The organism is Arenibacter catalasegens (assembly GCF_002909235.1).
In the GTDB taxonomy this organism is placed as follows: Bacteria; Bacteroidota; Bacteroidia; order Flavobacteriales; family Flavobacteriaceae; genus Arenibacter; species Arenibacter catalasegens.
Genome location: NZ_PHQQ01000002.1, coordinates 46,772 through 71,996, shown reverse-complemented (window position 1 = coordinate 71,996; position 25,225 = coordinate 46,772). Strand labels below are relative to the sequence as shown.

The 25,225-nt window shown below is 39.4% G+C and carries 20 protein-coding genes; 8 read left to right on the top strand and 12 right to left on the bottom strand.

Annotated features, from left to right (window positions below; all coding sequences use genetic code 11):
- The 4 genes from CWD90_RS02155 to CWD90_RS02140 all read left to right on the top strand — a co-directional run bounded on the left by CWD90_RS02155 (nt 1) and on the right by CWD90_RS02140 (nt 3,976).
- Nucleotides 1-1,242, top strand: a complete 1,242-nt coding sequence (locus CWD90_RS02155) for an ABC transporter permease (RefSeq protein WP_103474296.1) — start codon at nt 1-3, stop codon at nt 1,240-1,242.
- 71 nt (nt 1,243-1,313) lie between these two features.
- The gene (locus tag CWD90_RS02150) at nt 1,314-2,093 is read left to right on the top strand and encodes an aldose epimerase family protein (RefSeq protein ID WP_103474295.1); all 780 of its coding nucleotides are present in this window, start codon (nt 1,314-1,316) and stop codon (nt 2,091-2,093) included.
- A gap of 10 nt (nt 2,094-2,103) precedes the next feature.
- Nucleotides 2,104-2,736: a Crp/Fnr family transcriptional regulator gene (locus CWD90_RS02145; protein WP_103474294.1), complete on the top strand. Its 633-nt coding sequence runs from the start codon at nt 2,104-2,106 to the stop codon at nt 2,734-2,736.
- Between the two features lie 61 nt (nt 2,737-2,797).
- On the top strand, nt 2,798-3,976 hold the full coding sequence (locus CWD90_RS02140; protein WP_103474293.1) for a cytochrome-c peroxidase: 1,179 nt from the start codon (nt 2,798-2,800) through the stop codon (nt 3,974-3,976).
- Between the two features lie 18 nt (nt 3,977-3,994).
- On the opposite strand, the gene CWD90_RS02135 is transcribed toward CWD90_RS02140, so the two are convergent.
- Nucleotides 3,995-4,873, bottom strand: a complete 879-nt coding sequence (locus CWD90_RS02135; protein ID WP_103474292.1) for a 3-keto-disaccharide hydrolase — start codon at nt 4,871-4,873, stop codon at nt 3,995-3,997.
- Between the two features lie 148 nt (nt 4,874-5,021).
- Between CWD90_RS02135 and CWD90_RS02130 the strand changes: the two genes are divergently transcribed.
- The 3 genes from CWD90_RS02130 (at nt 5,022) to CWD90_RS23560 (ending at nt 8,564) form a co-directional block, all read left to right on the top strand.
- Nucleotides 5,022-6,746 (top strand): SulP family inorganic anion transporter, encoded by a 1,725-nt coding sequence (locus CWD90_RS02130; protein ID WP_103474291.1) that lies wholly within the window; start codon nt 5,022-5,024, stop codon nt 6,744-6,746.
- 208 nt (nt 6,747-6,954) lie between these two features.
- Complete coding sequence (locus CWD90_RS02125; protein ID WP_103474290.1) at nt 6,955-8,364, top strand: MBL fold metallo-hydrolase; 1,410 nt, start codon at nt 6,955-6,957, stop codon at nt 8,362-8,364.
- Between the two features lie 71 nt (nt 8,365-8,435).
- On the top strand, nt 8,436-8,564 hold the full coding sequence (locus tag CWD90_RS23560; RefSeq protein WP_262494938.1) for a hypothetical protein: 129 nt from the start codon (nt 8,436-8,438) through the stop codon (nt 8,562-8,564).
- 43 nt (nt 8,565-8,607) lie between these two features.
- On the opposite strand, the gene CWD90_RS02120 is transcribed toward CWD90_RS23560, so the two are convergent.
- The 8 genes from CWD90_RS02120 to CWD90_RS02085 form a co-directional block, all read right to left on the bottom strand.
- Complete coding sequence (locus tag CWD90_RS02120) at nt 8,608-9,987, bottom strand: exonuclease domain-containing protein (RefSeq protein WP_103474289.1); 1,380 nt, start codon at nt 9,985-9,987, stop codon at nt 8,608-8,610.
- A 169-nt stretch (nt 9,988-10,156) separates the two neighbouring features.
- Nucleotides 10,157-11,722: a hypothetical protein gene (locus CWD90_RS02115; protein WP_103474288.1), complete on the bottom strand. Its 1,566-nt coding sequence runs from the start codon at nt 11,720-11,722 to the stop codon at nt 10,157-10,159.
- 11 nt (nt 11,723-11,733) lie between these two features.
- On the bottom strand, nt 11,734-13,134 hold the full coding sequence (locus tag CWD90_RS02110) for a neutral/alkaline non-lysosomal ceramidase N-terminal domain-containing protein (RefSeq protein WP_103474287.1): 1,401 nt from the start codon (nt 13,132-13,134) through the stop codon (nt 11,734-11,736).
- An 8-nt stretch (nt 13,135-13,142) separates the two neighbouring features.
- Entirely contained in the window at nt 13,143-14,222 is a 1,080-nt protein-coding gene (locus CWD90_RS02105; RefSeq protein WP_103474286.1) for a sialidase family protein, read from the bottom strand.
- Nucleotides 14,219-16,585, bottom strand: a complete 2,367-nt coding sequence (locus tag CWD90_RS02100; RefSeq protein WP_103474285.1) for a GH92 family glycosyl hydrolase — start codon at nt 16,583-16,585, stop codon at nt 14,219-14,221. Before CWD90_RS02100 ends, CWD90_RS02105 begins: the two co-directional genes overlap by 4 nt.
- Before the next feature lie 15 nt (nt 16,586-16,600).
- Entirely contained in the window at nt 16,601-17,551 is a 951-nt protein-coding gene (locus tag CWD90_RS02095; RefSeq protein ID WP_157941145.1) for an alpha/beta hydrolase, read from the bottom strand.
- 18 nt (nt 17,552-17,569) lie between these two features.
- The gene (locus CWD90_RS02090) at nt 17,570-18,850 is read right to left on the bottom strand and encodes an MFS transporter (RefSeq protein ID WP_103474283.1); all 1,281 of its coding nucleotides are present in this window, start codon (nt 18,848-18,850) and stop codon (nt 17,570-17,572) included.
- Between the two features lie 16 nt (nt 18,851-18,866).
- The gene (locus tag CWD90_RS02085) at nt 18,867-19,757 is read right to left on the bottom strand and encodes a bile acid:sodium symporter family protein (protein ID WP_103474282.1); all 891 of its coding nucleotides are present in this window, start codon (nt 19,755-19,757) and stop codon (nt 18,867-18,869) included.
- A gap of 588 nt (nt 19,758-20,345) precedes the next feature.
- Between CWD90_RS02085 and CWD90_RS02080 the strand changes: the two genes are divergently transcribed.
- A complete protein-coding gene (locus CWD90_RS02080; protein ID WP_103474281.1) occupies nt 20,346-21,734 on the top strand; it encodes an OmpP1/FadL family transporter in 1,389 nt (462 codons plus the stop codon).
- 127 nt (nt 21,735-21,861) lie between these two features.
- On the opposite strand, the gene CWD90_RS02075 is transcribed toward CWD90_RS02080, so the two are convergent.
- The 3 genes from CWD90_RS02075 to CWD90_RS02065 are packed head-to-tail and all read right to left on the bottom strand — an operon-like array spanning nt 21,862 to nt 25,206.
- Nucleotides 21,862-22,890, bottom strand: a complete 1,029-nt coding sequence (locus CWD90_RS02075; protein WP_205161191.1) for a polysaccharide deacetylase family protein — start codon at nt 22,888-22,890, stop codon at nt 21,862-21,864.
- A gap of 26 nt (nt 22,891-22,916) precedes the next feature.
- Nucleotides 22,917-23,834, bottom strand: coding sequence for an alpha/beta hydrolase (locus tag CWD90_RS02070; RefSeq protein ID WP_103474279.1), 918 nt, complete (start codon nt 23,832-23,834; stop codon nt 22,917-22,919).
- Complete coding sequence (locus CWD90_RS02065) at nt 23,821-25,206, bottom strand: PhoPQ-activated pathogenicity-related family protein (protein WP_205161190.1); 1,386 nt, start codon at nt 25,204-25,206, stop codon at nt 23,821-23,823. Before CWD90_RS02065 ends, CWD90_RS02070 begins: the two co-directional genes overlap by 14 nt.
- Between the last annotated feature and the right edge of the window lie 19 nt (nt 25,207-25,225).

Genomic DNA, 25,225 nt, shown 5'->3' with positions numbered 1-25,225 from the left:
TTGAATTTAGAATTTTTTATTGCCAAGCGCCTTGTTATAGGTAAGGAGCATAAAATTAGTATATCTGCACCAATAATAAAAATAGCTATTGCAGCAATTTCATTGGGTGTAATCATGATGTTGGTGGCCATAGCTACAGGAGTTGGATTAAAACATAAGATACGCGAAAAAATAGCGGCTTTTAATGGTCATATCCAGATCGAGAACTATGACAATAATACTTCAGATGTGTCTATGGTGCCCGTTTCCCTTGATCAAGATTTTTATCCGGAATTCAAATCGGTCAGTGGTATACAACATATTCAGGCAGTAGCCACTAAGGCGGGAATAATAAGGACGGAAGAGACTTTTGAAGGTATTATAGCCAAAGGTGTTGGGGCAGATTATAATTGGGAAGTTTTTCAAGAGTTTTTGGTGGATGGGGCCCTGCCCAATTTTATGGAAGAGGTCAATGATGAAACCATGATATCCAGGGTTTTGGCCAACCGACTAAAACTGAAAACGGGGGATTCGTTCGTTGCGATTTTCTTTAAAGAAGATGATGAATCCAAAATGCCGAATCAAAGGAAGTTTACGATAACAGGTATCTACGATAGTGGTTTTGAAGAGCTTGATGGCTCCTATATTTTTATAGACCTGCGGCATATTCAGCATATGAATAAATGGGCGGATAATGAAGTGGGGAGCTTTGAAATATTTGTCGATAATTTTGATGAAATAGACAATAAAGCCAAAGAAATTTATGGAAAAACTTTGTCCGATCTAGATACACAGACCATAAAGGACAAGTATTATAGGATTTTTGAGTGGCTGGGTCTGTTCGATTTTAATATAGCACTGATTATAGGGATTATGATTATAGTAGGAGGTATCAACATGATTACCGCACTTCTAGTTTTAATTTTGGAACGGACCCAGATGATAGGGATTTTAAAAGCTTTGGGGTCATCTAATTGGAGTATACGTAAGATATTTTTATATAATGCTACTTATTTAATAGGTGTTGGATTGTTGTTGGGGAATATTATAGGATTGGGTATCATCGGGTTGCAGTATAAATTCCGTATGTTTAAGTTTCCAAACCCAAAGGAATATTATATAGATTATATTCCTGTGCACATTGATGTTTTAACGGTATTGTTCCTTAATCTTGGTGTGTTGGTTTTATGCTTATTGATGTTGCTTGTACCGTCCTATATTATCACTAAAATTTCTCCGGTAAAAGCCATACAATTCGAGTAGCACTATTGAACAATTTTATTGGTGATACAAAGACCGCAAATTGGTGAATTTCAAATAAAAAGTGAAAGTACATGGTGAATTTGGAACTACATAGTCAAAAAGTAAGAATCGACGCTGGTGAATTGATAGGTTATGAAATTGGTGGGCACGAGTACATTCACCAAAAGGGTAGTGCAGGTTGGCGAAACTCCGATACCGAAATGTTTCCAGTTATAGGCCCCACGAGTGATGCAAAATATAAGGTTGCTACCCCAAAAGGAATCGCTGTGCAGGATCAACATGGCCTATTGCGGGATATGGAATATGTACTTGTTTCTGAAACCAAAACAAACGTAATTTTTAAAAAAGAATATGTTTCGGGCACTCTTATAAAAAATTCTAAATATCCTTCTAAATCCACGGAAGAGTATTTATCATGGCCATATAGTTTCCAATTCCAAAAGTCCTTCGAAATCTTCGAAAATGGCCTGAAAATTCAATTTAAGATCAGAGGTGAGGAAGGAATGCCTTTTATGTTGGGGTATCATCCAGCCTTTAAGTTACATTCTGAAAATGTTTCGATAAAAACCATTGATAAAACAATTTCTTTGCAGCAGGTCCTTGATGCAGGAAGTAGGGCGCTACCAATATTGGAATGTAATTCCATTACCTTATCGGATGTTGGGGAACTTAGAATAAAAACAGAAGGTTTTGGTAATTTTATGTTGTGGACAGAGGTTCCAAATATGCTCTGCATAGAACCTATTTCCTTTTATCCCTATTCAGTAAGTCAGGAACAATTGCATACCGGATTTCAAAATATGAATAAGTTGGATAGGATTTTTTCGGTAATTATACAATCAATTAGTTGATACGGTAAAGATGATAGAAGCATTGAAATTACATTATGGTTATCTTTTTGAACCAGAATTGTTGGAGGAAATCAGGAAAGTTGGTTCATATAAAAAAGTTAGTCAGGGCCAAACTCTAATGGAAATCGGAGGGACAATTAAGTTTATGCCCTTATTGCTGAACGGAGCCATTAAGGTTATGAGGGAGGATGATGAGGGTAATGAACTGCTGCTTTATTTTGTTGAAAAAGGGGATACTTGTGCCATGACTTTTTCCTGTTGCATGGGGGACAAAAAAAGTGGCATAAGGGCAGTCGCGGAAACCGATACAGAATTATTAATGATTCCCGTTGGTTATTTGGAGACTTGGATGGGTAAATATAAGACTTGGCAAAGGTTTATCTTGGACAGTTACCATGCTAGGATGATAGAGCTTATGGAGACCATAGATACGCTTGCTTTTCTTAGAATGGACGAAAGACTGTTAAAGCACTTGCAGGATAAGGCCAAAGTTACGCACGATGAATTTTTGTACGCCACCCATCAGGAAATTGCCTATGATCTTCACACCTCCCGTGTTGTAGTGTCACGACTCTTGAAAAAAATGGAAAATGAAGGTAAAATAGAACTTTATAGAAATCAAATAAAAGTTTTGGATTTATAGGTTTAAGCCTTGTTATTGAGAATATTATGTGTTAAACTTGTCTAGGAAAAAGTTGAGATATATGAGGATTGATTTTGGTAAGTACGTCATATTCCTGTTTTTATTATTAACGGGATGCGGCAATTCTACAAAGGAAAAGCATAATGATGCGATTCAACCTAGGGAAATGGCTAAAGTTGCCGCCTTGCCAAAGAACATTAAAACGCCTATAGACAATCCAAATTCCAAGGAGAAGGAACTTTTGGGAAAGCTATTGTTCTACGACCCTATACTTTCTGGGGGTAAGGACATTGCCTGTGCTACTTGTCACCACCCAGCAACCGGCTATGCAGAGTTTTTGGATCTTTCCATTGGAAGTAATGGTCTAGGGTTAGGCAGTAAAAGGGTATTTAAGGAACCCAATAATATCCCCTTAATGAAACGCAATTCTCCCACTATTTTGAACACTGCATATAATGGGATTCATGGGAAAGAGGATTATGATCCTGAGAACGCTCCAATGTTTTGGGACGACAGGGTAAAGAGTTTGGAAAAACAGGCATTGGAACCTATAAAGACCATGGAGGAAATGAAAGGAGTCCATTTTTCAAAGTCGCAAATTTTAACGGAAGTATCAACAAGACTTCAATCTATTTCCGAATATAAAAATCTATTTGCAGAGGCTTTTGGCCCGGATACTCCAATAGATAGTATCCATATAGGGAAGGCGATTGCAGCCTTTGAAAGGACTTTGGTGGCCAACAATTCCCGTTTTGACCAATATATGGCAGGTGATGTAAACGTCATCTCCCATGCTGAAAAAGAAGGTTTGGAACTTTTTAAATCCGTGGGTTGTATCAATTGCCATAATGGCCCCATGTTTTCAGATTATAAGTTGCATGTATTGGGCGTGCCCGAGAATAAGAAAGTATTAGAGCCCGATAGTGGATTTGAGGAAAGTTTCGCATTTAGGACGGCCTCTCTCAGAAATTTACGTTTCACCGCACCGTATATGCACAATGGCGCCTTTCAAAATTTAAAGCAGGTATTGGAGTTTTATGAGGATATCTCCTTTGGGAAAACACGAAATCCGTCTGTGTCCAAGGATATGTTCGACCCCTTTGTGAAAGAACTTCAACTCAGCGTTAAGGATATGTCCTTGATTATTTCTTTTTTAAACACCCTTAACGACGACAATTTTGACAAGGAAATTCCTGAAAAAGTCCCCAGTGGATTGCCCGTTGGGGGAGATATACAATAGACCTAGGGGAGCGTAGTGTTAATTATACTTACAATCCTCGGGGTCAGATTTAATATAGTATTTCCTATAATTCGAGGCTTTGGGGTCCATGCATCCCTTTAAGTTCTTAATTTCCACTTTTCTAAAATCTATGGGTTGCCCTTCCGCCTGTAAGGCAATAAAGCCATCCTTCAATAATTTACCATCGATCTTGATTGCCGGATCATAGCGGTTGGCAACACCGCCGCCTATTTGTGGTTTGGTATATTGTAATACTTGATCACCATTAATAATATGGGTTACTATGGAATCCCCCATAACGATAGCCTCTGCACGCACCCATTGATCACCGAAATAGGTTTTTGAAGAGGAATTAATACAATGTCTAGGATCTATTTTACCTTCGTATACCACATCTGTTCCAGGCGAACACATATTTCCTGTGGGTCGTGACTTTCCTTCTTCCAAGCCAGCTAACAATTGCAATTCCACTGATATGGGCCAGTCTTGCTCTTTGGGCATGGTCCTGGGGTCTTGGGAATGAAACATTACCCCACTATTCTTTATGGTATAGCTGGGGGCCCCTGGATGTAATTCGCCTACAAAGCGATATTCCACAACAAAATGATAGTAGGAATAGGGGGTATTATAATATAGGTGTCCGTATCTTTCGTTAAAATCACCCTCATAATTGTCATAGCGTACTTTAATGATACTGTCTTCCACTCTAAAGGTATCTCCATAATTATCCCCAACGTCATAATGGTGAATTTTAGTGGTCCAATCATTAATGTCCTTTCCATTGAACATGGCAACCCAGCCATCGTTTTTTTCTTGGGCAACAGATTTTATGGTGGTGCATTGACTAAGAAGTAAGGAAACTATGAGGCAACCAATGACAGTTGTGAATTTTTGCATGTTTTATGGAATTATCTGATTTGAAGGTACAAGATAAATTATTTAAACTTTATTTATATCCAATTCCAATGAAGGAATAGATTTTTTAAATTAATAATGTGTAACCATCGTTACACACAAATTAGGTATTTAACATTAAATTTGGTGAATGAGGAGATATTTACCTTTTCTGGATTGGCTTCCAAAATACAATAAAAACCTTTTTGGAAAAGATTTGGTGGCCGGGATAACCGTGGGTGTGATTTTAATTCCCCAGGGTATGGCCTATGCCATGATTGCCGGACTACCTCCTGTTTATGGCTTGTATGCCTCATTGTTTCCTATTTTAGTATATGCCTTTTTGGGCACCTCTAGGCAGATTGCTGTTGGACCCGTAGCTATGGATTCACTTTTGGTGGCAGCAGGACTGGGAACCTTGGCCATAACAGGTGTTGAGAATTATATTCTAATGGCCTTGTTCCTTGCTTTTATGATAGGAGCTTTTCAGATGCTGTTGGGTTTTTTACGTATGGGGTTTTTGGTGAATTTTATGTCCAGACCCGTAATTAGCGGATTTACCTCGGCCGCAGCAGTAATTATTATTTTCAGTCAACTAAAGCATTTATTGGGCGCGGATATTGCCAGTAGCAATCAATTTCATAGATTGGTAATTAACGCTTTTCAACATATTTCGGAAACCAATATCTATGATTTTGGGATTGGGATTATTGGCATACTAATTATTGTTTCTTTTAAAAAGTGGTTTAAAAAATTTCCGGCTATTCTTTTGGTAGTTGTATTAAGTAGTTTGGCCGTTTACTTCTTTAACTTAGAAGCCTATGATGTTCAGGTAGTAGGGGAGGTACCGGCAGGATTGCCATCATTCAAAATCCATAATTTTAGTTTTGAAAAGTTTAGGGATGTCTGGCCCATTGCACTTACCCTGGCCTTTGTGGGTTATTTGGAGGCCATTTCCATTGGTAGGGCATTTGAGGAAAAAAATAAGGTTGAAACCATAGACCCCAATCAAGAATTGATTGCTTTGGGGGCTTCAAATATAGTAGGTTCATTTTTTCAATCGTATTCGGTCACCGCTAGTTTTTCTAGATCAGCGATTAATTACGAAGCGGGTGCAAAAACGACAATAGCCTCTGTAATAAGTGTTGGTATGGTGGCTCTGACACTTTTATTTCTAACCCCTTTATTTTATAATTTACCAAAGGCAGCACTCGCATCTATTATTATGGTTTCAGTTTTTGGATTAATAGATCTTACCTATCCCAAAAAATTATGGAAACAACGCAAGGATGAGTTTCTAGTACTTCTGGTCACTTTCTTAATTACACTTTCAATAGGTATAGTAGAGGGAATTCTAGTTGGGGTATTACTATCTTTATTATTGATGGTCTATAGAACATCCAAGCCACATTTTGCAGTATTGGGAAATGTAATAGGTTCTGAATACTACAAGAATATTGAGCGTTTTGGGCAAGAAGTAGAAGTTAGACCAGATCTTTTAATTGTGAGGTTCGATTCGCAATTGTACTTTGGAAATTCAACTTATTTTAAAAGTCAACTCTCTAAGTATATTAAAGCCAAAGGACCTGGATTAAAAGCAGTGATATTAAATGCTGAAGCTATTAATTACATAGATTCAACGGCTTCCACAATGTTAATGAATGTTATTGATGAGATTCATCAAATGAATATTCAGTTCTACATTGCAGGAGCTATTGGTCCAACAAGGGACATTATTTTCGAAAGTGGAATCGTCAAGAGCTTGGACAAGAAGTATCTTTTTGTAAAAATAAAAGAGGCCGTAGCTTATTATGACGATCCCAATACCATTAACGGTTTAAGGGAAAAAGTCGCATATCAGAACCTAAGTAACTAAAGTTACAGACTCAAAGGGTTAGATTATTTACCTTTGTACAGGTAAATTTCCATTTAATTTTTTTTGATTATTTTATAATAATACTTCACAAAAAACGAGGAATATGACATGTACCATAACAATTTTGGTTACCAACGAAAATGTATAATGGTGAATTACTCCCGATAAATATTGGGATGACCTTTTAAGAACTTATAAACATAAACAGATGAAAATAGAACAGATATATACAGGATGTTTAGCGCAGGGGGCATATTACATAGAAAGTAATGGAGAAGTGGCCATAATTGATCCTTTGCGGGAGGTAGAGCCCTATTTAAAAAGAGCCAAAGCAGATAACGCATCTATAAAATATATATTCGAAACCCATTTTCACGCAGATTTTGTCAGTGGTCACGTAACCTTGTCAAAGGAAACGGGTGCGCCAATTGTTTATGGACCCTCTGCCAATCCTTCTTTTGATGCTATTATAGCTAAAGATGGTCAGGAATTTAAGCTTGGGGATATCACCATAAGGGCATTACATACTCCTGGCCACACTATGGAAAGCACCACCTATTTATTGAAGGATGTAAACGGTAAGGATTATGCTATATTTTCGGGGGATACCTTGTTCCTTGGTGATGTGGGTAGACCAGATCTTGCTCAAAAGGCCGCCAATATGACCCAAGAAGATTTGGCAGGTTTATTGTTTGATAGTCTTAGAAATAAAATTATGCCTTTGGCGGATGATGTTGTGGTATATCCAGCCCATGGTGCGGGATCTGCCTGTGGAAAGAACATGATGAAAGAAACGGTGGATACCCTCGGGAATCAAAAGAAAATGAATTATGCCCTACGTGCAGATATGACCAAGGAGGAGTTTGTTAAGGAGGTTACAGATGGTCTTTTGCCACCTCCCAAATATTTTCCACTTAACGTAAAGATGAACAAGGAAGGCTATGAGGATATAGCCGAAGTATTGGAAAGAGGAACAACCTCCTTGTCTCCAGATGAATTTGAAGAGGCTGCTAATGCAACGGACGCCATAATACTGGATGTGAGGCATCAAAACGATTTTGTTCAAGGATATGTTCCTAGATCTATATTTATTGGATTGGATGGGAGTTTTGCACCATGGGTAGGTGCTCTTATTGCCGATACCAAGCAACCTATCTTATTGGTGGCGCCTGAAGGTAGGGAAGAAGAAGCCATCATTAGATTGTCTAGGGTTGGATTCGATGCGACCGTGGGCTATTTAGAAGGAAGTTTTAAGGCTTGGAAAACCGCCGGAAAAGAATACGACACCATCACTTCCATTCCTGCCAAGGAGTTGAAAGATACTCTTAAGAACGAAGAAAAGCTGGTTTTTGATGTGCGTAAGGAGTCCGAATATCTTTCCGAACATATAGAAAATGCAAATAATACCCCATTGGATTTTTTAAATGATCATATGGCGGAATTCCCCAAGGAGCAAACCTTTTACGTGCATTGTGCAGGAGGGTATAGGTCCGTAATTGCGGCTTCAATTTTAAAAAGTAGGGGAATACATAATCTAGTGGATATTGCAGGAGGATATGCGGAAATTAAGGATTCTGGATATGCAGTAACCGACTATGTTTGCCCAACGACGCTTTAAAAGTGATATTTATCATATTTTAAATTTGGGTTTGTATATATTTTAGCCTACTGAATCTAAAATACGTATCTATGATTTTACAGTACTTTCCTTTAGTGAATTGGAGCAACGGAATAATAATGATTGCGGTTTTTGCAGCTGTTTGTGTTGGTTTGGTTGTAGCCGTATTGATGTTGATGAACAGTGGCAAGAAGAAATAGATAGGGGCGCATCCTTAGTGTGATAATTTTCGGCTCCTTTTCTTTAAATGGAAATAGTGGATAACAGAATTGCTTTGTTGGGGTATTTTCTTAAATACCCTGAAAGAATTCGTTTTGTGTCCATATTTTCCTTTTGGAGTTCCAAAAAATTCTCCAAATGGTCCACGGTAATTACTTGTTCATTTTTTGGTATAAATCCGTAGCCTCTATATTTGTTGTTGGTAACCAAAACAAACCCTTCTTCCTTTTTATACCTTCCCTTTTCTTTGATTACGATATTTTGATTTTTGAGCATTAATTCCTCAAGGGCCGTTTTTACTTTGAAATTATATTCAGTAGGAGATTCCGTTCCTCTACAGATTCCTGTGCAGTTACTTATGCTATAATGGGAACAACTGGAGATGTTTTCCTGTAAATGGCAGAATTTTGGACATAGCCCATAGGCCTTGCACAATTCTTCCATAAACAATCTACATTCTGTTATGTTGTTAAAAGTCGCTAAGGGATTGGGGGCCAATTTTAATTTATTGTAGGCCAAGTGCAGTATGCCTTTTCTATCCTCATAGGAGAAAATAGCATATTCCTGAGGCGTTCGTTTTTGACTTTGATTGTACACTGGGAAATGTTGTTTTATAGCTGCAGACTCCATTAATAAGGCAACCAGCTCACTACCCGATAATTCAAAATATATATCATGTATAGCCTTGCACTTGAGAATTTCTTTGGTGGCCTTGTCGTAAAAATGACTCAATACCCGTTTTTTTATATCAATGGCCTTACCCACGTAAATAATGGTTCCTTTTTCATCCTTAAAATAATATACTCCGGGAGAATTGGGCAATCTTTCAAAGATTTCCTTAGCTAGCGAAGGAGGAAGTGTGGCCTCTTGTGAACGTGAATCCAAAAAGGACTTAAATACTTTTTCGGCACCATCAGAGCGTAGTAATTTTATAAATAAAAGTACTGTTGCCTGGGCATCTCCTTTCGCCCTATGGCGATCGGTCAGGGGTATATTTAAGGAGGTGCATAATTTGCCTAAACTATATGAATTTAGCCCCGGAATCAATTTTCGGGATAATCTAACGGTACATAATTTTTTACGGGAAAAATTAATTCCGATATTCTGAAATTCATTTTTAATGACGTTATAGTCAAAATTTACGCTATGGGCTACGAATATGGTGTCTTGGGTCATTGCCAGGACCTTTGGAGCCACTTCTTCCCAAGTGGGGGCATTGCGCACCATATTGTCATCAATTCCTGTTAAACCGGTTATAAAGTACGGAATTTCACATTCGGGATTTACTAAGGAAGTATATTCATCCAGTACCTCATAACCATCAAATTTGAAGATGGAAATCTCCGTAATCTTATTGCCTTTTATTCCGTTTCCGGTAGTCTCAATATCTATGATGGTGTACATGAAGTATGGTGATGGGCTAACAGAACTTTAAAGTTATGGCAAATTGATCAAAAAATGTGTCCCAGCTACATAAATCTCGATAAGGATGTTTTATTTTTTAGAAAGCATTTGTAATTACAATTAATAGGAATTGTCTTTTTGAGGCGGCCTAGGGGTTGCGATTGTTGTGCTAGTTTAGATCCTTGATGACTTCTGTTAGCGCCTTGTAAACGATTGGTCCAGTTTCTGGTCCCAATGAATTTTCTTCCCCATAAGTGTCCCCTTCGTCATTGTAGAGATAAGGTTTTCCCGTATCCCATTCACTTTTGGGAATGATATATCCAATTTCATCATTGGAGAGTCCTAAATAGAATTTGTACTTGTCAGTGATCAATTCCTGAAGTGGAGGTATCTCCATAGGCTGGATGTCAAATTCACGCCCTTCCGGAGCTTCAATTCCGCCATAAACAATTTCTGGATATATTTCTCCAGGGATACTCAAAAATAGGGCAGGGCCTATACGAATGGCACCTACCTCCGTTCTGGATTTGAAGTATTCTGGCATGCCCATTTTAATCAAGCCAATGCCACTGGCAATTTTAAAGGTGGTATTGTCCAAGGGCGCCAATATGGTTTTTGCCCTTAACGAAATATTGGAATTGGTTAGGGTATCTCCTTTTTGTTTTAGGGCAGCTAAAGACATTAGGGCAATTTGATCTCCTAGCGCTTTGGTTTTTTCAAAAGTGGGTTCAAAATATTCTTCTGCTGTAAAGGGATTTTGAATGCCTAAGGAAGGATGGGGGGCCATAAGGCCGCCAATTGCCCCTGAAAAATAAATGGCGACTCCACCTAGTCCTTCTTGCATCAATTCCTTTCCATTGTATACGCCATTTTCTATAGCTTCACGTATAAAATGTGGAAAATCGGAACTGATCAGTAAATTTTGGGACCATAACGTTTCGGGGTGATTTGCCCAATTGACAATAGTCCCCATGGTAGTATCGTTTTCGGCATCTAGAACCTGCATTAAATGAATTCCTGTGGCTTTTACAATGGGTTTTCGAGTGTCTTTGATGAGTTTGCCATCTTCACCGGATAGATCTTCGGCGAACACCAGTTTTGCCGGACGTAAATTATGTACGGCCTCCGTAATAGCGGCAACCGTTTGGGATTTCACATATTCCATCATTTCAGGATTTACGCCGGAATTGAAAATATTTTCTCCCCAGATGCCTACAAGGTCATTGCTCTCGTGCGTATGGGTGGAAGATAATAAGGTGTAATCTATTCCCAACTCTGCAGGTAAACGTTTTCTGATATCGATGACATCACCATGTAAAAAACCAATAGCATCCATAGAAATCATTGCGATCCTGCTTTTGCCATCGTCGATTACCATAACACGGGACCATACATCGTCATGGACACCCTGCGCCGGCTTGGCATTGCTCATTCCGGCTATCCAATAAGCATCAAATTTTCCATTATTGTTGTTGTCATTGAAGGTGTCGCCTTCGTCTTTACTGTATTTGTTGTTTCCATTGGCATCGTTCCAAGTATCCACGATGGTAGGCGTTATGGGTTTTTTGGCAAATCCGGCCTTTATGGGTTGAGGTGTTTTGTTTTCGATTTTTAGATCGATTGCATAATCGGGATGGCGATCACGCCAATTATACATCACGATGGATGCCCCGATCAACAATAGTAAAAGGATAGATATCCCGAATATTTTCAACCCCTTTTTTAAAGTTTTCATTAGATATAGTTTTATAGCTTGGTATGTGTTAATTCGTTGGCCATTTTATAATTGAGCTCCATTAGGTAATCACCCATGGTTGGGCCATACCATCCCATTAATCGGGCTTCATAAGTGTCATAATAGTAATATTTTTGAGGTACGATATAACCTAGATACTGCCCATTAAAACTGCTGAGCACGGAATTATAACCCTGCAGCTCTAAGGCGTTTTTTAGATCCAAGCCATATTCGCCGCTAAGTTCGTAGGGCAGGGCAAGCCAAATCAGGTTATTTAGTTTAAGGGCTTGCACATGAATAGGGTTCATTACGGGCATTAGCTTCCTTGCCAAGTAGGGTGTAAGTCTTAAACGGTCAGAGATATATAGGAATTGTAACTTTGGTATTTCGATTTCCGAAGATATCGCCGTTAAATCCATATTTCCGGAATGCTCCATTTTGTTTAAGGCCACTTGGGCCGAATCGGCAAGCGTTTCCCCTATGTATTTTGCCTTTTCAAATTTCTCGCCTATTCCCTTGTTGGAATGACTTCCGACCGTACCAGCGAAAAACATGGCGAGGTCCACCCCGTTTTCTTCCAAATGCCTTTGGAAATATCCGGGATAATCTCCGGTATACAGTTCATTATCGGTACCTATTACGGTGGCATGCGCGGAAAAAGCACCAATAGTGGCCCTTCTGCCATTTTCTTGAATAAAGGACAAAAGATCTAGTTTATCATTTAGTCGCCCCGACTCTCCTATGATTCTATTTCGAACCAAATTAGGGACTTTAATGTAGCCCGATGAAAATTGAGCAGGCTGTTTGTCTGCCAAAGCCTTTAAAATAAGGTCGGAAAATTTTTGGCCAAGCCATGCGACCACCTCTGGTTGATATTCGCCCCCAAAACTTTTGCCCACATAGCCGGGCATGCAATTGCCAATACTGGAATGGGTGTGGGTAGCTCCAAAAAAAAGTTGTTTCCTGGATATCTTTCCTTTTAGGATTTCGGTTACTTTTAAGACAAGATCTTCGGGTATGGCTACTAGATCCGCGTTGATCAGTACAATGGACTCATTGTTGACATCTATGGCGATTGCTTTGGCAAATATGGAATCGTGAACACCTGTTGCAATTTTGCCACTACCATAACCAGCCATTTTAATGCTGTTGAATTCCCCGTTATTGGGGTCTGGAGTTCCGCTTACAATTTTGGGGGTGATATTTGTTCTTGCAAATCCAGCTAGTAAAGACCCTTTGGCTTCCGTTTTATTTTTAACGGCTTCCTCTATATTTTCAATGGTATTCTTGTAATATTGCGTTTCAAAATACGGAGTGGTATCTATAGTGCTGGTACCTAAAAAGAAAAGAATAACTAGGAGCAGGATAAGTGCTCCAAAAATTTTAACCAATATTTTTAACCATTTTACCATGATTGTTTTTAATTAAGTTTTTGGGGGTCTAAAACGATATATTTTACCGTTTTTCTGTTCCACGTATAAACAATGTGCACCTTACCGTCTGTAGCCTGTATCATTGTTGGGTATGAATATTCTTCCCCTTCCTTATCCGTATTTTCCCGTAACGGTTCCAAGTCCAATACCCTCTTCCAATTTTTACCATCATTGGACAGGGCCAAACTTAAAGGTACCCTATCGCCCCAATTTTTACCAGTAGGATTGTATATCAATAATTGTCGCCCATCTTTTAAACTTACGCCATCAACTCCAGAATTGGGGTTGGGTAATGATGTGGCTTCCATTTTACTCCAAGTGCTGCCATAATCCGAAGACCAGTTTTCCGTGATAACTTCATTTTCCGTTCTGCTCAGTAGCTGTAATTTTCCATTTCCATAATTTAAGACCACTGGTTGAATGGCACCAAATTCCTTACCATCATTAAGGGCCTGTGTCTTGGACCAAGTCTTTCCGTTATCAGAACTAAGTTCAAGATGTATTTTCCAGCCGTCAGTGTCATCTTCGGTACTGGACGGAGAGAGTATTTCCCCACTTGCCAATTGTATGGGTTGATTTTTTATAGGTCCTAGAATGCCATCTGGAAGCATTGTAGGGCTGGACCAGGTTTTGCCATCATCCTCAGAGGTCATATATAGCCCCCACCACTCAGTTGGGCTAGGCCCTACCTTGTAAAATAGAATTAATGGTTGGTCTCTTGGTTTAAAGAGTATAGGGTTCCAACATGGGTATCTGGAACCATCTTCTTGCACACCATTTACAACTTCGATAGGGGTAGACCATGAACCGGCTGTTTTTCGGGATACCCAAATCCCCACATCGTCGTTCTTTTCTTCCGTTCCACCAAACCAAGATGCAATAACAGTCCCATTACTTACTTCTACAGTGGAAGCATGACATTCTGGGGTTAGCGCATTCTTTATTTCATAAACAAATTCCTGTTCCACTATAGCGGGATGATCTAATGGAACTACTTCAGGTAATTTATCCATTTTTCCTTTACATGATGCTATTAACAAAGTACATAATAAAAATAAAAGTCTCATAAGGTCGATTTTGATGATTGTTCGTTAATTGAATATTCTGGTTGTTTGGCCATGATGAATGTTAAATTACCACCATTGGCTATTTCTTTATGGTTGATCCAGGTGCGGCCCAAGGGTATGTTGTTGAGCAGCACTTGTTTTACATAGATATGTTTTGGGTCATAGTTTTTCGTACTAACGGTCAATAGGTTTTTACCCATGTTAAGAACTGCGCTTTTAAACAATGGTGCACCAAGTAGATAGATATCCGTTCCTGCAATGGGGTAAAAGCCAAGTGAGCTAAAAATATACCAAGCGGACAGTGTTCCTGCATCATCATTGCCGTCGATACCTACGTAGGTATTATCGTATTTATTATCCAAAATCCAACGGACCCATTTTTGGGTCAGGTCCGGTCTTCCAACAGTGTTGAAAAGGTAGGCGGCATGAATATCAGGTTCATTTCCATGCCAGTAGTAAGATCCTGGCGACCAAGTGGCTTTTTTAGGATCGGCCTTGGCAAAGAAATCGTTAAGTTCACTAATAAAATAGTCTTTATCTTTAAAAAGAGACACCAATCCATCCGTATCAAAAGGTACGGCCCATCGCCATTGAAGTGCGCTTCCTTCCGTGTAATCTTTAGTATACTCCTTGTCCCAATCCGTATATGTAAGTTGCAAAGGTTTAAATTTTTCTACAAAATGCCCATTCTTATGTCTGGGCTGGAAATATTGTGTTTCCGGATTCCATACATTTTTATAGAATTTGGAATGATTTTCAAACAATATTTGGTCTTCGTAGAAATTCAGTTCCTTGGCCAAAAGGCTTATAGAATAATCTGCCCAAGCGTACTCCAAGGTCTTGCTAACAGCTTCATCCCCAAATTCGGTAGGGCAATAGCCATAGGTAACATATTCGTTTATTTCTTCACGGCCTGTTGCAGAACTATCTTTTGGAATGGGCTCCAAGGCAACTTGTTTCATTTTTTGATAAGCAAGGTCCACATCAAAATTGCGGATACCTTTTATATAAGATTCTGCAATGACCATATCGGCTGGAGAGCCTAGCATGGAATTGCTATATCCGTAACCTGAGGGCCAGCGTGGTAGGCTCCCCCCTTGTTTGGCCATTTCTACCAAAGAAACCAACATGTCCCGTTGTTCTCCCTTGGCAATTAAATTAAATAATGGATGTACTGTTCGAAAGGTATCCCACAATGAAAGATCCGTATAATAAGTAAAGTCATTGGCCATGTGGACCTTTTTGTCGAAGCCCATATATTGTCCATTTATATCATTAAAAGTAGTGGGCATTTGAAAACTTCGATATAAGGCACTGTAAAAGACTCTTTTTTCCTCCAGTGAGCCACCCTCAATTTTGATTAAATCCAATTTGCTTTCCCATTTGTCCTTCGCAATTTGGAGTATATCCTCAAAATTTAGATTACCCACTTCTGTCTCAAGGTTTAAACGTGCATTTTCAATGCTAACATGGGAAATTCCAACCTTTACCAATATCTTTTCTTGGGCAAAATTCAAGCATACCTTTAGACTATCACTTTGGTCGAAAGTTGCATTGGTTTTATATTTTTTTCCATTCCAAATTCCATAGTTGGAAAAAGTTTGATCAAATTTAGCTACAAAGTATACTTTTATTCCTCCAAAACGACCTGCGAAGCTGCCGAATGTTTTAACGGAGCCTTCCAGTTCATTTTTTTTGGGAAGTATAGTAACTGCACCGTCTTGAGCGCTGTGGTTACCAGTGGTATTGGTAATATGGATAAGTATATTTTTATTACTGTCTTTGGTAAAGGTGTACCTATGCAGTCCGCATCTCTCCGTTGCCGTAAGTTCTGTTACGATGTGCTCTTTCTCTAAATTTACTCGGTAATACCCTGGAAAAGTAATCTCGTTGTTATGGGAGAATTTATGGGTGTAGTCCTCTTTGTAGTTAATATTGCTACTGGGTGTAGTTGTCGGAGTAAATAGAAAATGCCCTCCATCCGTAGCTCCTGTCCCGGCTAATCGTGTATGGCTAAAACCAAGTATTTTATTGTCTCCATAGTAATATCCTGAGGTGCTAAAATCTTTGGTATTGTTATAGCTGGACATGGTTTCAGGACTAAGTCGGACCATGCCGAATGGAACCGTTGCACCCGGAAAGTTAAATCCACAAACCCAAGGGGGGAAACCGCCGGTACCTATAAAGGTGTTTACATATTTACCTAATTGTCCTGGTTTTAAATTTTCTGTTTGATTTTGTGGTGTGGCATTTACAATGTTTTTATATTTCCAGCTAGCAATGAAAATAGCAATAAGCGCAAGGCATATGACCATTCCAATAGAATAGGCAGTGATTTTTGCTATTTTTTTCAACCTTTTCATTACGTATCCTTGGGATTAGTTTATAGGGATGTACTTTTCAAAAAACGCATCCATATGGTACTGGCAATACGCATTCACTTTTACGGATGCATCCATGGTATGTGGCCAGCCTTTAAGTTTGTGATAGTAAGAAATAGCTCCTGCTTTTTGTAGCGTGGCATGTAATATATCCGATTGCTCATAGGGTACCAATTCGTCCAGGGTACCTTGGAAGGTAATGGTTGGTGGGACATTTTTTGAAACCAGAAATAGGGGAGAGGCATTTTTATACAGTTCAGGGGCCTCCTCATAGGATTTACCTATTAAATATTGTACCGAGGCTGCTTTAATGGCAGTTTCATCCGTAAGATTGGACGGACCATAAAAATTCACGATGGCTTGTACAGCGGCAGATTTTCCGTTCTTATCTACATCTTGGGGAGTGTTGGAATAGGCGTTCATCATTGCCAAATGCCCCCCGGCGGAACCCCCTACCATGGCTACTTTTTCAGGATTTATATGGTACTGGTCCGCGTTTGTTTTTAGCCACCTTACAGCATCTTCCACATCATGGAGCTGGGCAGGATATTTAGCTACATCGGTTAACCTATATTGAATGGTAGCCGTTATATATCCTTTTTTGGCATAACTGATCAAATACGCCAAATAATCGTGTTTGTTACCTTTTTTCCATGCCCCCCCATGGATGAAGATAATTAAAGGAGCGTCTTTTTTAATATCCTTGGAGTGGTAGAGATCTAACTTCAGATCAAGGGAATCTATTGTTTTGTAGGTGACATCCTTGTGTTCCATTATATCTTCCGGAATGGGAAAATCGGTTTCTATTATTTTTAAGGCCCCAGTTGCGTAGGCTATTTTTAGGGTGGTATTGCTAGAGTAGCCTTTTGGGGGTACAGAAACATCATATTGTTTTGCTTTACATCCAACAATTAATAAGAATATCGATAAAATAAGTACTATTCTCATGCCCATGATTATTTTAACTTAAGGTTCCGATGTTTTTCCAGTGCCAAAAAATTCTTTAAGACTTATGGTTTTGTTGTTTACCAGAGGTTTGGCCCAAAATCCGATGCTAAAAATAAAACCTAGGGTTAGGTATAAAAAAATCATACCTCCTTTTAGACCAACCAGATCGCCAATAGCCCCAACTATAAGTGGAACTATGGCCCCGCCTACAATTCCGGAACAAAGTATTCCTGATAGGGCGCCGTGATTATCTTTAACCGAGTTCAATGCAAGGGAAAATATTATGGACCACATGACCGAAGCAAAAAAGCCAACCAAGGGGAATGCTAAAACGGCAATTTGTGCAGAGCCGAAAAGTCCTGCGGTCAAACTCAAGATGGCCGCCGCTGCAAATATTTTCAGGACCAATTTACTGTCCATAAATTTTAATAATAGCAGTCCCAAAATACAGCCAACAGTTAATAGCCCCCAGAACATTGCAATAGCGCTGGCTCCTTCAACCCTTGGGTCCAATCCATGATATTCCGAGAGAAATTGGGACATCCAATTGGCTACCCCTTGTTCAGTACCAACATAGGCGAACAATCCCATAAAAAACAAGATCACTTTTTTGTTTTTTAACAATTCTTTGTTCGTGGCCCATGTACCAGCTTTCTCTTCTACATTCCTTTCTACTTTGGGTAGTTTTATAGGATATATAAAAAGGAGCATAAATAATGAGATAATGGCAAATATCCAGTATAAGGAAACCCAGGGCAAGTTCTCTGGTACAATGTTGTGAAACGTATTGATGATAAAATTGGAATTGTCAGGACCAGAGTAATTTTCCAAATTGAGTACAAGATAGGAGAAAAGAAAAGGGCTAATAAATGAGGCCAGGCCGAAAGCGAGCTGTCCCATTACTGAATTAAAGGCAAAATGTTCTTCACCACCTGCAACCCGAAGCAATGGATTTATGGCCACTTGTAACATGGCCATTCCAGAGCCGATTAAAAATAGGGATACCAGCGCTATAGGGAAATTGGGATACATTGAAAATAAAATAGCGCCAAAAAAAGAGACCAAAAATGCAGCTAATATTACTTGTTTTTCGCCATAGCTTTCGACCGCTACTCCAGAGGGAATGGAAAACACACCATAGGCTACGAAAAAGGCAAAAGGTAATAGCGCTGCCATGGTTAAACTAACCTTGAAATCCGTGATGATATCCGGTATTAAGGGTCCTAAAATATTGGTAAGGAAGGAAATGACAAAAAAGATGAATAAAATAAGGACTACAATGAAGTAATTTTTTTTCATTTTTTGGGCACAAAGATTAATTGGCGGTGTCTTTTTTTAGGCTTAATTCATCTTTAACGCCAAGGGGTTTTCTGATAAAAATAATTACGGTAGCGGTTATAAACATTAACAATCCATAGATGGCAGGAACAATGGAGTATTCTGCATTATTCAAGGCAATTGTTGCCAGGGTTATGGCCAGGGTTCCATTTTGGATTCCTGTTTCAATCGAAATACTAATGGCCTGTGGTCTATTTAGTTTGAATAATACGGCCATTAAAAATCCTATGGTCATAGTACTCACATTTAATAGTATGGCCGGCAGACCAGCTTCGCTAAGATAGCTCATGAAAACGTCCTTAACACTTATGGTCACCCCAATAATTACCAAAACAAAAATTATTGCAGAAGCTATTTTAACAGGTTTGTCCATCTTGTTCGCGAAGGTTTCGAATTTATTCTTTATCAGCATCCCAATTCCAACGGGTATGATCACTATAATCATTAGTTGTTTCACCATAGTTAAGGCATCAACAGTAATGGCCATATTTTTATTGGAAAACTCTTCCAAGGCAAATTGCACAATAAAAGGGATGGTTAAAATGGATAAGATACTGGAAACTGCCGTAAGGGAAACGGATAAGGCCAAATCTCCTTTAGCTAAGTAAGTGAGCATATTGGATGTAGGTCCACCCGGACAGGCAGCCAATAACATAATGCCAATGGAGGTGGTTGGGGACAAGCTTAGGGAAATAGCGATGAAATACCCAATTAGTGGTAGTAACAGCATCTGGCAAAGCAGCCCTACGATCATGGCCTTGGGATAAGTAACCACTCTCTTGAAATCGGATAGGGTCAAGGATAGACCCATCCCAAACATAATAATGATCAAAGAAATGGCAAGGATAATTCCAGAGGTTGAATTCATGATAAATAGGTTTTAAAGAAATGCATTATCATTGTCCCGTAATTGGGTTACACACAAATAAAACTTTTTAAAAGGTATTTTCCTTATTATATTTTATTTGATTTACATTATATTTTACCTAAAAAGTATAATTATCTGAAATAATTTTAAAAAAGTGTTAGAATATTTGAAATTTCGAACCACTTTGTTTACCTGCTAAAATAGAAAAAACGGAATAAAGGCACAGCTGATGATGTCCTCAAGCTATTTTAGACTTAAGGCGCCAATGGTCCCATCGTTGGGCATTGATTTTAATCCTAAAACAGGTCTTGCTTTCGGGTTATGGACTTGGGTAGAGCCATAAGCTATTTGAGGTTGGTTATGCGGATAAGCGTTAATTATCCGGGATAAGGTGGAGGTGACTTTAGTGTTTATTTCTGGTTTACCTATTTATTGATGTTTCCTTTCTATACGTTAATATGCCATGAGTATCTCCTTGTAAATATATTAATAACCTATTAAGCCTATAGATTTTATTTTGTAGTTTTGCGCCTGCTAAGCTGGGTCCCAAGAATGGGATTGATATAAAATTTTAAACAACGGTCAATAATGGATAAATTAACAAGTAACATTTCGAATTTTTCTGGGAATTCCAGAGGACTTTTTTTAATATTTATTTTACTAATATGGGGCACAAATGCACAAGCCCAAGTAGGGCATGTACTGCAGGGGGTGGGAAGTGTTAATACCTCTATGGGTGGTGCTGCCACAGCCCAGCCGCTGGATATTAGCGGAGCTTTACTCTGGAATCCGGCCTCACTTTCATCTTTTGACGGACAAATACTATCTGTTAATGCAGGTTTGTTTTTTTCGGATCCTTCCATTTCATCTACCGTGCCTACCCAAAACGGGCCCTTCAGTGGATCCACGGGAGATGACAGGGGTGTTTCAATACTGCCGGCCCTAGCTTATGTCTGGGGCAAGGAAGAGAGCAAACATACCTTTGGATTCTCGGCCTATGGTGTTTCCGGTTTTGGCGTTACTTTTCCTGAAAGTCAGAATAACCCCATAACAATGCCACAGAGCTCAGGAGGGTTTGGCCGCATAGAATCGGATTATGCGCTACTGCAGGTAAGTTTTGCCTATACCTATCAAATAACCGACAAGATTTCTTTGGGGATACAACCGAATTTTAATTATGCCACTTTGGAAATTGGACCAAACCCACTAGCTGCACCAAGTCAGTCCCTAGGTTACCCAAATAGTGATAAAGCCGAGGCCGTTGGCATAGGGGCACAGTTAGGTGTTTTTTACGATTCCGGAAGCGGATTGAAGTTAGGTGCTTCTTATAAATCCAAACAGGTTTTTAATGATTTCAGTTTTAGCAATACGTATCTAGATGGAACCGAGGCTCCTGGCGTAGATTTTAATATGGACTACCCAGCAATTTATTCGGTAGGACTAGGATATTCTAAAGGGGATTTTGATTATGCCCTGGATTATAGATACATTGACTATGACAATACGGATGGCTTTAGAAAGTCGGGCTGGCAAATAGCAGAAAGTGGCGATTTCGCAGGATTTCCTACAGGTGCTGTACAGGGATTCGGATGGCAAAGTATCTCTGTCATCTCTACGGGTCTTCAGTATAAGGGTATTCAAAGACTGCCTTTGCGTATAGGGTATACTTACAGTGAAAATCCCATTCAGGAAGAATTTGTTTTCATGTCCTCTCCTGCGACCGCAATCATTAAAAATGCGCTTCAGTTTGGGCTCAGTTACAAGGTAAACGAGCGATTGAGCCTTGATGTTGCCTATCACCACGGAACTAGCAGTGGCCCCACAAGTGGCCCGTTGCTAAATCCAATACCTGATAGCTCAGGAGGTCCATGGAATGCGAACACCAATCCTACCGGGGCTATCCCGGGAAGCGAAGTGGCCTATGATATGACCACTGATCTTGTGATTGTAGGGTTTAGCTATGCCTTTGGACAGTAGTAATCGTGTTTAGTAGAATTGGGCAAATTCTTGGCTACGAACCAATGTATATTGGTGGTGGAAAGAAATTGCCCAATACTTCCTTTTTATGTTTAGGTGATGAATATTTAATAACTGGATATTCTTTTTATTTCATAGAATTGAACCGACTCATGATCTCTTTCCAATTCGTAAAAATAATATCTTCGTCCTTAAAGAAATTTATTAGGTCTTGGTCGGCAAATATTTCTGTTTCCCAAACCCTTTGTTGCCATGATCCCGTAATACTTCTTAAGTTATCGGTTTCTACGGAAGGGTGAAAAATGACTTCTGTTAGACCTGGTTGTAAGGATTTTATCAATTCTTTAAAGCTTTCCAGCTTTTCTTCATAAGTATCCGCCTTTGGTGCACTTGTAAAATAGTCCAATTTGGGCAGGGTATATGCTTCGGACATTTTAACGACAGAATCATCCATTGGATACCCTTTGGCCCTGAACTCTGCCAGTACGGAAGGTACGGAAAGATCAATAATATTTGCAGGAATACCGTATTCCTGGGCCACTTTAATGTATGCCTTTACATAACTGGGGTCGCCGAATAAAGTACCCATGTGGGTGTCAATATGATCTGGTCTATAGCCCCATGCTATAGATTGTTCTATTTGGGCCCTTATTTCCTTTTCAACTTCCTCTGCAGTCGCATGTTGGACTACTTCAGGTACGCTCCGCCATAGTTTGTTTTCCGGGTCCAATAGTCCTGGGACTTGTACCTCTGGAGTTATTGGGCCCCAACGATGTTTTTTCCATTCACTTGTAAGGGTTAGGTGTAGCCCTATATCCATATTGGGATGTTCTTTGGCCCAAGTGATGAATTCTTCCGCATTGGGACATGGTATCATTACTGCAGCAGATTGGATATGCCCGTTTGTCAATAATGCATCAGCGGCCATATTTGCCTCTGGACACATCCCGATGTCATCGGCATGAAGCATTATTACCTTTTTGCCGGCAGGCCATCCTAATTTTTCAGCCCAAGTTTTAATCTCGGCCGATGCCTTTTGTTCTGTAGATTCGGAATTTGTGGCTTCATCAGTATTTTTTTTCTTTTCACCACAACTAATTAGTAGCAGGGCCATACAAAGGACCATGTACAAAGTGATTGAATATGACTTTTTCATTTTAATTATTTTTTTGATGTATAGATTTATAAATATTTTTTAAACCAGTTGAGCCCGTCCCCGAAAATTATGTCCAACGGGGCATCCCTGTGTTTGGCATCGTACCATATAATTTCCTTAGGTTCCTTAGCTCCTTTAAAAAGTAAGGTGCTCATTAAGGGAGGTACTATTTCATCATTTTTTGCATTTAACATTAGGAACGGACGGGGAGCAATGTGTTTTACAAAGTTTAAAGGCTCTATGATGCTAACAAAATTTTTTGCCTCTTTGGAGAGGGCTTTCTTTTCGTACAACAAATTCAATTGTCCACCTGCCAAAGCCACTATTGGAACCTTCACACGGCTTTCAACCCCGCAAAAAACAGTGCCGGTAATTCCACCAAGGCTAATGCCGTAATATCCTATTCTTTGGGCATCCAATTCCTTGCGGGTCTCAATAAAATCGACTGCCCGTCTTAGGTCAAATACGGTCTGACTAATGATGTCCCTGCTCCAGTGTTTATAATTCCCGGTCAGATTAAAATCATAAACATCATTCTTCCGTTCGCCGTGCTGACTAAAATCGATCCGTAATACAGCATAGCCGTTTTTCAGGAAAAGTTCGTTACCATAGGATACATAATCCACACTCTTGTTGTCTCCCAAACCGTGCATTAAAATAATTACGGGTAGGGGAGAGGTGCTGATTTTAGGCAGACTTAATAAACCGGTCACTTTTTTGTCGTGCACACTGTAGTAGGAAACATGAAAAAGGGTATGGTCTGTAGTATCCTTCAATAGCGTTATGGAATCCTTAAGTGGTATGGCCTTGTCATAACCGTAATACTCACTCACAGGGAGGTTTTCGCTGGTATCACTTGCGTAAATGAAGGTAAAGGCCAGCAGCAAAAGAATGGTGATAATTCCTAAAAACCAATATGCCTGTTTTTTACTAAAGGATTTCATCGTCGTCAGCTACATACATTCTAGTGCTCTTGGTGTATTTTCCACCATTGGGATCGGCGTATTCTAAATCTATATAAAAAGCCTTGAAGCCACTTTTTGGGAATTTTACCTGCTGAAAAATATGTTCATGATCTTTTGAATCTATTTGTTTTGAGGTCCATTTCTCGTCCCTAAAGTCTCTGTCAGAGGAATCTGCAGACCATATATAGGCATTCTGAAGTTCATCGGAAGTAGTTTTGACCGTTAAGGTCGCCGAGGTTTTATCCGTTTTAAGATCGTAAGCTAAGGACGTCTGAGGTGTCTTTTTTAGTGATTTCCCCCAAAAGGCACTCAGGGCTCTCACAGCCTGTTCGCCACCACCCAGATCATGACCGGCATTGGGCACATAGTGAATGTAATTTTCACCAGGGATATCGTTAATGTAATTCTTAATGGCATCTACGGGCCAATATTCATCATTGGTGCCAATAAAGATTAATTTTGGCATGGTCAAATGGGTCCTATAGGAATAGGGGTCCACCATTTGGGTTAACGCTTTACCATCTTCGGTTCCTACGGTTTGCGGAATTTCCAATTTAATGTAGTCGTTGATTTGTATGCTATACTCGTTCCAAGCTGTAATTTGGTAATCCAAACTAACGGGCATATTTAAAACATCTATTACCATTGGCGCTATGGTCTCGACCCTCTTGTCGTTCGCACCTGTTAGCCAAGTGGTCCAGCCTCTCTTGGAAGCTCCTGTTACGGTAAAGCGTGTAATATCCTTTTGTAGGTTTTTACTGCTGAATTCTTGAACTGCATCCATAGCCCTAACCGCACTTTTTACCATGGGGAAAAGTAAAGGCCATGTTGGGTCTTTATCATTTTTATAATTGTGAAGGGTAAAAGAAATAAGCTCGTCTTCCGTTAAACCGTCATATAGCGGTTGATTGGGAACCTGTCTTACGATAGCCACTATGGCCTTATTCTTTTCGGCTACCTTCGCAAAACTAATCGATTTACTGTCCTCTTCATTAGAAGACCAATTGGGCATACCTTCTTTTACGCTTCCTCCGGTAATTAATAATAGGGCTCCGTCATATGAAACCTCTTTGGGTACCAATACCGTGAGTTCATGTGTCCAGACATGCTCTCTCCATTTCTGGGAGGTCAGTAAGAGTTCGTAGGCGGTTACATCTCCTATGGGGTAATTCTCTTTGAGTTCCCACTTAAAGGTTTGGTCGTCATTTTTTAGGTAACTCTGCAGTGCTATTTCGGGAGTTACTATCGCTTCGGTTGGGACAACATTTTCCACTATTTTTTTTGGACTGTCCTTACAGGAGGATATACATAATAAGGACATCGATACAAAAAGAGAAAGCATTTTTTTCATAAAGTTATTTTGTTAGGAT

Excerpts from the sequence above, each read along its gene's own strand:
- CWD90_RS02150 (WP_103474295.1), top strand. The coding sequence starts at position 1,314 with ATGGTGAATTTGGAACTACATAGTCAAAAAGTAAGAATCGACGCTGGT.
- CWD90_RS02145 (WP_103474294.1), top strand. The coding sequence starts at position 2,104 with ATGATAGAAGCATTGAAATTACATTATGGTTATCTTTTTGAACCAGAA.
- CWD90_RS02140 (WP_103474293.1), top strand. The coding sequence starts at position 2,798 with ATGAGGATTGATTTTGGTAAGTACGTCATATTCCTGTTTTTATTATTA.
- CWD90_RS02135 (WP_103474292.1), bottom strand. The coding sequence starts at position 4,873 with ATGCAAAAATTCACAACTGTCATTGGTTGCCTCATAGTTTCCTTACTT.
- CWD90_RS02130 (WP_103474291.1), top strand. The coding sequence starts at position 5,022 with ATGAGGAGATATTTACCTTTTCTGGATTGGCTTCCAAAATACAATAAA.
- CWD90_RS02125 (WP_103474290.1), top strand. The coding sequence starts at position 6,955 with ATGAAAATAGAACAGATATATACAGGATGTTTAGCGCAGGGGGCATAT.
- CWD90_RS23560 (WP_262494938.1), top strand. The coding sequence starts at position 8,436 with ATGATTTTACAGTACTTTCCTTTAGTGAATTGGAGCAACGGAATAATA.
- CWD90_RS02120 (WP_103474289.1), bottom strand. The coding sequence starts at position 9,987 with ATGTACACCATCATAGATATTGAGACTACCGGAAACGGAATAAAAGGC.
- CWD90_RS02115 (WP_103474288.1), bottom strand. The coding sequence starts at position 11,722 with ATGAAAACTTTAAAAAAGGGGTTGAAAATATTCGGGATATCTATCCTT.
- CWD90_RS02110 (WP_103474287.1), bottom strand. The coding sequence starts at position 13,134 with ATGGTAAAATGGTTAAAAATATTGGTTAAAATTTTTGGAGCACTTATC.
- CWD90_RS02105 (WP_103474286.1), bottom strand. The coding sequence starts at position 14,222 with ATGAGACTTTTATTTTTATTATGTACTTTGTTAATAGCATCATGTAAA.
- CWD90_RS02100 (WP_103474285.1), bottom strand. The coding sequence starts at position 16,585 with ATGAAAAGGTTGAAAAAAATAGCAAAAATCACTGCCTATTCTATTGGA.
- CWD90_RS02095 (WP_157941145.1), bottom strand. The coding sequence starts at position 17,551 with ATGAGAATAGTACTTATTTTATCGATATTCTTATTAATTGTTGGATGT.
- CWD90_RS02090 (WP_103474283.1), bottom strand. The coding sequence starts at position 18,850 with ATGAAAAAAAATTACTTCATTGTAGTCCTTATTTTATTCATCTTTTTT.
- CWD90_RS02085 (WP_103474282.1), bottom strand. The coding sequence starts at position 19,757 with ATGAATTCAACCTCTGGAATTATCCTTGCCATTTCTTTGATCATTATT.
- CWD90_RS02080 (WP_103474281.1), top strand. The coding sequence starts at position 20,346 with ATGGATAAATTAACAAGTAACATTTCGAATTTTTCTGGGAATTCCAGA.
- CWD90_RS02075 (WP_205161191.1), bottom strand. The coding sequence starts at position 22,890 with ATGAAAAAGTCATATTCAATCACTTTGTACATGGTCCTTTGTATGGCC.
- CWD90_RS02070 (WP_103474279.1), bottom strand. The coding sequence starts at position 23,834 with ATGAAATCCTTTAGTAAAAAACAGGCATATTGGTTTTTAGGAATTATC.
- CWD90_RS02065 (WP_205161190.1), bottom strand. The coding sequence starts at position 25,206 with ATGAAAAAAATGCTTTCTCTTTTTGTATCGATGTCCTTATTATGTATA.